The organism is Citrobacter sp. BIDMC107 (assembly GCF_001037575.1).
GTDB lineage: Bacteria > Pseudomonadota > Gammaproteobacteria > Enterobacterales > Enterobacteriaceae > Citrobacter > Citrobacter freundii.
In genome coordinates this window covers 441,564-449,655 of the sequence record NZ_KQ089849.1, presented here as the reverse complement: position 1 = coordinate 449,655, position 8,092 = coordinate 441,564, and the positions used below count along the sequence as shown (strand labels likewise).

The following is an 8,092-nucleotide window of genomic DNA, read 5'->3' as shown; positions in this document are numbered from 1 at the left end:
GAGCAGGCTTCCATTCCAATTACACAGGGAGGTAAACCTGCGATGAGTTCAGGAAGTGCTGCACGTGACACCTTGGGTTTAACCAGAACTGCTTTACCATTTTGGTCAACGCAGTGAACTGCAAACACATTTTTAGCAAGATCGATACCGACAGTAGTGATGGTCATAACGAATCTCTCTGGGTCAATATTTACCCCATGATTGCACGAAAGTTAATCAGGTGCATATCCAGGGGAAGTCCCTTCCATTCGCTAAGAGTCTACATATTCATTAACATGTTGATTTAAAGGCCTTAATTCACCATTCATCACGTTTTCAGACAAGGTGAATGAGTAATGCCCTAACATATTGATATGACCGTGCATCAGCGGTGATAATCTGGATATATCTTCTTCGTTAATTTCAGTAGGCTGGCTATCTGTATTAATATGTCCAAGGGCTTCCTGCATATACAGCGTATTCCATAAAACAACAGTATTTGTTACCAGTCCCAATGATCCAAGTTGATCCTCTTGCCCTTCGCGATAGCGTTTTCTGATTTCACCACGTTGACCATGGCAAATGGCGCGAGCCACACTGTGTCTCCCTTCACCCCGGTTTAGTTGCGTTAGTATTCGGCGACGATAATCTTCATCATCAATATAATTCAGCAGGTATAGCGTTTTATTTATTCGCCCAGCTTCAATGATGGCCTGCGCCAAACTAGACGGGCGCGTGCTCTTCAATAAACTACGGATTAGCTCTGATGCTTGTACAGTTCCCAATTTAAGAGAACCCGCAATCCGCATCATATCGTCCCAGTTAGCCTCAATCAGTGCTAGATTGATGCAACCACGGGCCAATTCATCGAGAGGGCCGTAATTCGCATTTTTATCCACTCGCCAGAAAACGGCATCTCCGGCATCCGCCAGACGTGGGGAAAACTGGTATCCCAACAACCAGAACAGACCGAATATCAAATCACTGGCACCTGCTGTATCAGTCATAATTTCCTGTGGATTTAACCCCGTTTGCTGTTCAAGTAAACCCTCCAGAACAAAGATTGAGTCTCTCAACGTACCTGGGACAACAATGCCGTGAAAACCAGAAAACTGATCGGAGATAAAGTTGTACCAGGTAATTCCACGATCAGAGCCAAAGTATTTTCTATTGGGTCCGGCGTTAATCGTTTTTACTGGCGTAACAAAACGCATACCATCAGCAGATGCGACCTCTCCACCACCCCATCGCTGAGCGAGACTGAGCGTAGCCTGGTAATCAACCAGGCGAGCATTCGCTTTGATAAGGGTTTCTGACCGAAAATAATTTTGTTTCACCCAACTAAGACGATGCCGGGTTAATGATGGAATATTGTGCTTAATTAATGGTTCAAAGCCAATGTTGCAGGCTTCTGCCAGTAATACAGCACAAATGCTGATATGCAGATCTTTCGCTCGCGCATTAGACTCGCTGACATGAGTAAATTCTTCGGCAAATCCTGTATGGGCATTGATTTCCAGTAAGAGCTCAGTCAGATCCACCAAAGGTAAAAGACCTCTGACTTGTCTGTTGAGAGCTATCAGACTTGGTGATTCATCCAGTTTCTCTAGGCTGCTGATAGTCAACGTAGGATGTTTCCCCCCGTATTCGATATGGACTGACGCATTATCATCAAAGCTATCAGCTACCGCTTTCCAGGCAAAATCTAACTGCTGAGCAAGCTTTTCTGTTGCCTGCTGAGCATTGACAGGGTGGCCTAATGCTCGACAGACAGAGACGCGTTGAGCTTGCCATTCTGTCCCTTGTAATAGCTTTGACCGTGGATCTCCCCAACGATCGCTATTCTCAAGATAAATATCCCGCCGCCTTAATGCATCCTGAAACCGCTCAAGTAGACATAGTGAATAGCCAGGCCGTCTTACTCGGCCTTCTTCGTCAAAAACCAAACGCTTCCAGGGGCCGGTAATAATATTTTTTGGAGCATCGTCAAGGATGTGCTTTCTTGAAGCGCCTAGCGACGATAAATAGTTAAAAGCTGCCAGAGTATGTTCTCCCGCCGGGGCGGCCAGAAAAGTTAATTCCCGAAGAACTCTGGGTAGAAAACGGCGAACGCGCCCATATTGTTCAATCATTTCATCTTGGAAATTATTGTCTGCCGGTCGGGCCAACTCATTGACCATTTTTACCGACTCAGCCAGTCTTTCTTTGGAAATGCAGGAAAAAATTGATTTTCGGAGGTGGGAATCATCAGTTACCTCATCCAGCAGGAGTGCACAGGCTTTTGCCAGTATCAACGAAGAGCGGTCCAAATCCTTCAACGTCCTCAACCGCTTCTTTTGCCCTGCTTTTTTAGCCTCTCCCGCAATATTAGTGATTAGCATATCCAAAACATCGATGGCTTCATCCAGCGCAATGACCTCCAATGATTTAACAAAGGCAATAAGTATCGCTGTACGTTTCTTCATGGGGATACGAACTATCTTTTTTACCGAGGTTACATTGGCATAGCGAGCAAGACTTTTTAGCTGAGCCGGTGGAAGGCCTGTAAAATCAAGTTGCTGAAAACCCAGTTGGTGCAATTTGTTATAACGATCAAGTGCATCGTTAAATGCAGGACTACTGACTGTCACAGGACCTTTTTTCAGTTGCTCGAACATGGATACTCTCTGACCTTCACTAAAGCTCAGTAATTCATCCAGTTGTCGTTTCTGTTCATCATTGGGCAATGCCAGTAATCTTTGCCAAAGACGGTTTGCTGCTCGTTCGCGGATTTCGGTGATCACTCTGGAGAGTGTTGTGGTTCCTGGTAATAAAATTTTATGCTGTACCAGCCATGCGGTGGCGAAATCGAACATCAGGCTGGGGCGTTCATTGCTAATCCAGGCTCGGGTATACAGCAACCGGTTCAATCTGAATGTCCACGGAAACTCCCCGAACTCATGATAGTGATAATATTTTTTGATTTGAGCATAATGCTCCCAGCGGGTTGGTTCTCGTTTTGCGTATTCAGCCAGAATATCAGTCCGACTGATTGAAAGCTGCGTGGCAACAAAGGTTTGTACATTGTGCGGAACCAGAGCCAAATCAGGCAGGAACGCTCCTAAAAATCGGACGGATGTTAGTTGAAGGGCTATACCAAGACGGTTTTGGTCCCCGCGCCTTTGTGCGATGAATATCAGGTCATTTTCATCCAGAATAAAATAACGGGAAAGTTGTACCTCGTTCGGCTCTGCCGCATAACGCCCATAATTTTGCTTCTGCTCTTCAGTCAAAAAATCGATAGGCATCCAGCACTCCTTGCGTAACTATGACTTAGGTCTATTTTTAACTATCTCAAATGTTATAAGTTTTGAGACCACTCAAAACGATTTCAAACATGAGTATCAAAAATCGCGATTTATACTTTATGATACTACGCAGTATCAATATCGATTTGTGAGACCAATATGGCATTACTGGGATATGCAAGAGTATCAACCAGCCATCAGAAACTGACGGTACAGATTACGGAGCTGAAATCTGTAGGTGTCAGAGATGACCGGATTTTTACTGATATGATGTCAGGAGCCACGGATGAGCGCGAAGGGTTACAACGGCTGCTTGCCCGTGCAGAAAAGGATGACATCATTATTTGTACCAAAATGGATCGGCTTGGCCGCAATACCGTAGACATGATCCACATTGTTGATGCTTGCTATAAAAAGGGAATAGCCATTCGTTTTCTGGAGAACGGACTAAGTACAGAAGGAACTATGGGGAAAATGGTGATTCAAATTTTGGCGGCTGTTGCAGAAGCAGAACGAGAACGTATTCTGGAACGCACTAATGATGGCAGAATTGTTGCTATGGCATCCGGTGTCAAATTTGGACGGAAACCGCACTCGAAAGCAGCACTTGTCAGACAACTTATCAATCAGAAGCTATCAGAAAAAATAATTCTAGAAAAGACAGGGGTTTCTCGGGCTACTTATTTTCGGTTAAAAAAATCGGAAAACAATCAGAAATCATCATAAAGATAATATTAACCATGATTTAAAAAGAATTATTCTAAGCAGAGATCAAGTCATACAACAAATTATGATAGGGAATTAAAAGCTATGGAAGAAATAAACCTACTTAAAGAAATTCGTGAGCTAAAAAGTCAACTATCCTACGCTAAAAATATTGGTTTCTTTATGGGGGCTGGTACCTCCTGTGCTTTAGGCTTGCCAAATATATCTCAATTGACTATTCAAGTCGAAAGTGCATTAACCGGATCATTGTTGGATTATTTTAATGTTATTAAAACAGACTTATCGAAGCCTGATGAAACAATTAGCATTGAAGATATTCTTAATCAGATAAGACGGATTCGCGAAATAACTGAAGAAAGGCCTGATAGAGAATTCCTCGGGGTTTCTGGCATAAGCGCGTGTGATCTGGATATTGAAATTTGCAAAAATATTTATAATCTAATCACGGAGAAAGAAGTTAGTGCTAATCTGACTGCTCCAAAGAAATTTTTTGCGTGGTTAAACATGCAAAACAGAGATTTTTCGAAAGAGATTTTTACTACAAATTATGATCTGGTAATAGAAAAATCTCTTGAAGCAATTCGTGCGCCGTATTTTGACGGTTTCGTTGGTTCTTATGAACCATTTTTTTGGCAAGAAAGTGTCGAAACACTTGTTCGTAGAAATGATCTAACTCAGAACTGGATTCGATTATGGAAGATACATGGTTCTCTTAGTTGGTTTTGGAAAAAAAGAGAGAATCTGAAGTCGCATAAAGTTATACGCCTTGGGAAAGTAGATAAAATTGAAGAAGAGAAAAATGAGATAGTCATTTACCCATCAAAAGAAAAATATGATCTATCTCGTAGACAACCTTTTTTAGTTTACTTCGACCGCCTTAAAAACTATTTACTAAATGGTGAGCTTCTATTCATTTTCACCGGATACTCATTTTTAGATCAGCATATAAATGAAATTATTTTTAATTGCTTGAGGCAAAACAACAGGCTTAGTGTTGTAGTCTTTTTTTATGCAGACAGTGAAGTTAAAAAATTGCATTCCCTTTCGGCAGGATATCTAAATCTATCTGTATTCGGACCAACAACTGCGATTATAAACGGAACATTAGGGAAATGGTCCTTTGACCAATCCGAGCTAAAAAACAAAGAAAAATGTGATAGTTTTTGGAATGCTGAAGGTGAAAAATTCTTGCTTGGTGATTTTAATTATTTGGTTGAGTTCTTAGTTGGTAATTCTGGTCGTAGTAGTGAGATTGAGGTATCTATAAATGAAGACTGATTCTACATATTTAGGAAAGGTTATTCGTGTGGATTCCAGTACTGTAGAGGTAGAAGTTTCATCAGAAATACCTTCCGCTGCGCCAATAATAAATGGACGATTGTATAAAATTGGCCAGATCGGCACATTTGTAAAAATGCCAATGGGAAATATTACTATCTACGCTATCGTTGCTGCGGTAAGTGACAGACCGTTCACAGATAGTAGCGATGATGAGTATAGAGTAAGCTCAAAATTTCTTTCAGTACAACTGATTGGCGAAAAAATAGGTGACAGTGAGTTTGAAAAAGGAGTGGGTACTTATCCTACAATAGGTGATGAAGTACACCTTGTAATCGAACACGACTTATTTGCAATTTATGGTGAAAAGGATGCCGGTTCCATTGAAATTGGAAAACATTCTTCATCTGAAAATTTAGGTGTTCATGTAGATACTCATAACTTAATTTTACGTCACTGTGGTATTTTAGGCTCAACAGGTAGCGGGAAATCCAATACTACCGTCAGTATTTTGAAATCTATTCTACATGGTTACGTTGGTTCAAGAATTATATTGGTTGACCCACACGGTGAATATGCTTCTGCATTTCCTGATGCCAAAGTACTTCGAATTAATGAAGTAGCATCCCCATTGGTGATACCATTTTGGCTTATGACCTTTGAAGAACTTGCCTATTTTCTTGTAGGTGCTGATCATCGCGATGAACAAAGAATAGAATATCGTTTACTGAGAGATCTTGTAACAAAGCTTAAGAAAGAAAACTTAAATTTAAAAGCTGGGATTGTTAATGAAAATCTTATCACAGCCGACTCACCTATTCCTTTTAGCGCTAGGCAGCTATGGTATGAGATGAATTGGTTACTTAATGCATCATTTTCTTCTGCAAAGAAAGATGAACAAACTAGAGATACAGCAAATGAACTGGCTGCTGGGGATGCAGAAACATTGACTCCGGCAACCTTTGAAGCATATGTAATGGGAAATACAGCTCCATATAAATCTCAACACGCAGAGTATTTTTCTTATGAAAAAAAATTACTTTCTCGACTCAGAGATACCCGATACGATTTTCTGTTCAATCCAGGTGATTACAAAACAGCAGATTCTGAAAAAGATTTGCATGATTTACTAGCTGACTGGATAGGCTGTGAGCAGCGATTAACAATACTAGATCTTAGCGGTGTACCATTTGAGGTGTTAGATATAACCATAGGCTTGATTACAAGATTTGTTTACGACAGCATGTTCTGGGGGCGTAAAGAGTCATATACCGGTAAGCAAAGGCCAATACTCTTAGCATTTGAGGAAGCTCATACGTATTTAGGGAAAAATGACAAGAGTAATTATTCAAAAGCCGCAGTTGAGAAAATATTTAAAGAAGGGAGAAAATTTGGCGTAGGAGCGCTAGTCATTTCTCAACGCCCCTCAGAGTTGTCAGAGACTATAATTTCCCAAATTGGCACGTTGATAGCTCTTAGGCTTACCAATTCAAGTGATCAATCCATAGTGAAATCATCAGCCCCCGATAATCTAAATAGTCTTATGGATCTTCTTTCATCTTTGCGTATAGGTGAGGCAGTTATTTCAGGTGAGGCTATAAAAATTCCATCTAGAGTTCGATTGAAATTGAATCACCCAAGACCTACAAGTGAAGATCCAAAGTTAATTGAATGTTGGACAAAAGCATTTTCTTTCGATGCTGATAATTATAAAATTGTTGTAACTAAAATACGTGAACAGAAAATATAACCAAAGGAGTGTAAAATGGAACGAAGAAGTATTTCATCAAGCATGATTCGTAGTATTGGGTACGACGAATCTATTTCTACATTAGAGATTGAATTCAATAGTGGTGCAGTATGGAATTACCATGATTTTCCTATTACATGTTGGTATGAATTTGATGGAGCAGAATCGCACGGTAAATTTTTTCATAGCTTCATAAAGAATAATTATCGAGAGTCTCAAGTGGGATAACCTATGAATGAACTGTCACCGAAGCATAATAAAGGTCGGTGGCAGTCACAATTAGCGTCTTATGGTAACAGCACAACTCATTGTTTAAAAAAAATTTGAATTTGGTTTCCTATCGCTTAGCGTAGGTTTTCGCCCCATTGGACCTCAAACCCCGTCCTCAAGCGTTTTCATTTGTGGTTATTAAGTCTGCTGTATCTCGCCACCTTCGGTTCATTTATCGGTTTTTCAGCAGGCTTTGCCATGCTGGCGAAAACACAGTTCCCTGACGTGAATATTCTGCAACTGGCGTTCTTCGGGCCCTTCATCGGTGCGCTTGCGCGATCGGCGGGCGGTGTTATCTCTGACAAGTTTGGTGGTGTGCGTGTCACCTTAATTAACTTCATCTTTATGGCACTGTTCAGCGCCCTGCTGTTTCTCACTTTGCCCGGCTCGGGCGAAGGAAGCTTTATCGCGTTTTACCTGGTGTTTATGGGCTTGTTCCTGACCGCGGGTCTGGGCAGCGGTTCGACCTTCCAGATGATTGCGGTGATCTTTCGCAAAATCACCATTTACCGGGTGAAGCTGCACGGTGGTACTGAAGAACAGGCCCAGCGTGAGGCGGTAACCGATACCGCCGCCGCCCTGGGATTTATCTCCGCAATTGGCGCTGTCGGGGGCTTCTTTATCCCGAAAGCGTTTGGTTCATCGCTGGCGCTGACCGGATCTCCGGTAGGCGCCATGAAAATATTCCTTGTGTTCTACATCGTCTGCGTGCTGGTGACCTGGCTGGTTTACGGCCGTAAATCACAAAAAAAATAGTCATCTTTTGGCCTGTGTAGGCAACGTTATTCGAAGCAGGAGTTAT

At 41.6% G+C, this 8,092-nt stretch carries 5 protein-coding genes and 2 pseudogenes; 5 read left to right on the top strand and 2 right to left on the bottom strand.

All coding sequences use genetic code 11. The annotated features are described in order from the left end of the window. Positions 1-167, bottom strand: a pseudogene (locus tag SK39_RS27235) (IS110 family transposase); the annotation flags it as partial. An 84-nt stretch (positions 168-251) separates the two neighbouring features. Next, the gene (locus SK39_RS22990) at positions 252-3,266 is read right to left on the bottom strand and encodes a Tn3 family transposase (protein ID WP_046051740.1); all 3,015 of its coding nucleotides are present in this window, start codon (positions 3,264-3,266) and stop codon (positions 252-254) included. Between the two features lie 159 nt (positions 3,267-3,425). On the opposite strand from SK39_RS22990, the gene SK39_RS22985 reads away from it, so the two are divergent. From SK39_RS22985 to SK39_RS22970, 5 genes and pseudogenes are all read left to right on the top strand, one after another. Continuing rightward, entirely contained in the window at positions 3,426-3,992 is a 567-nt protein-coding gene (locus SK39_RS22985) for a recombinase family protein (protein ID WP_046051739.1), read from the top strand. Positions 3,993-4,076: 84 nt separating this feature from the next. After that, positions 4,077-5,270: an SIR2 family protein gene (locus SK39_RS22980; protein ID WP_048216464.1), complete on the top strand. Its 1,194-nt coding sequence runs from the start codon at positions 4,077-4,079 to the stop codon at positions 5,268-5,270. Beyond that, a complete protein-coding gene (locus SK39_RS22975) occupies positions 5,260-7,020 on the top strand; it encodes an ATP-binding protein (protein ID WP_046051737.1) in 1,761 nt (586 codons plus the stop codon). The genes SK39_RS22980 and SK39_RS22975 overlap by 11 nt, the downstream gene beginning before the upstream one ends. A gap of 15 nt (positions 7,021-7,035) precedes the next feature. After that, positions 7,036-7,248, top strand: coding sequence for a KTSC domain-containing protein (locus SK39_RS26485; protein WP_075261940.1), 213 nt, complete (start codon positions 7,036-7,038; stop codon positions 7,246-7,248). Positions 7,249-7,398: 150 nt separating this feature from the next. Next, positions 7,399-8,046: pseudogene (locus SK39_RS22970) on the top strand (MFS transporter); the annotation flags it as partial. Between the last annotated feature and the right edge of the window lie 46 nt (positions 8,047-8,092).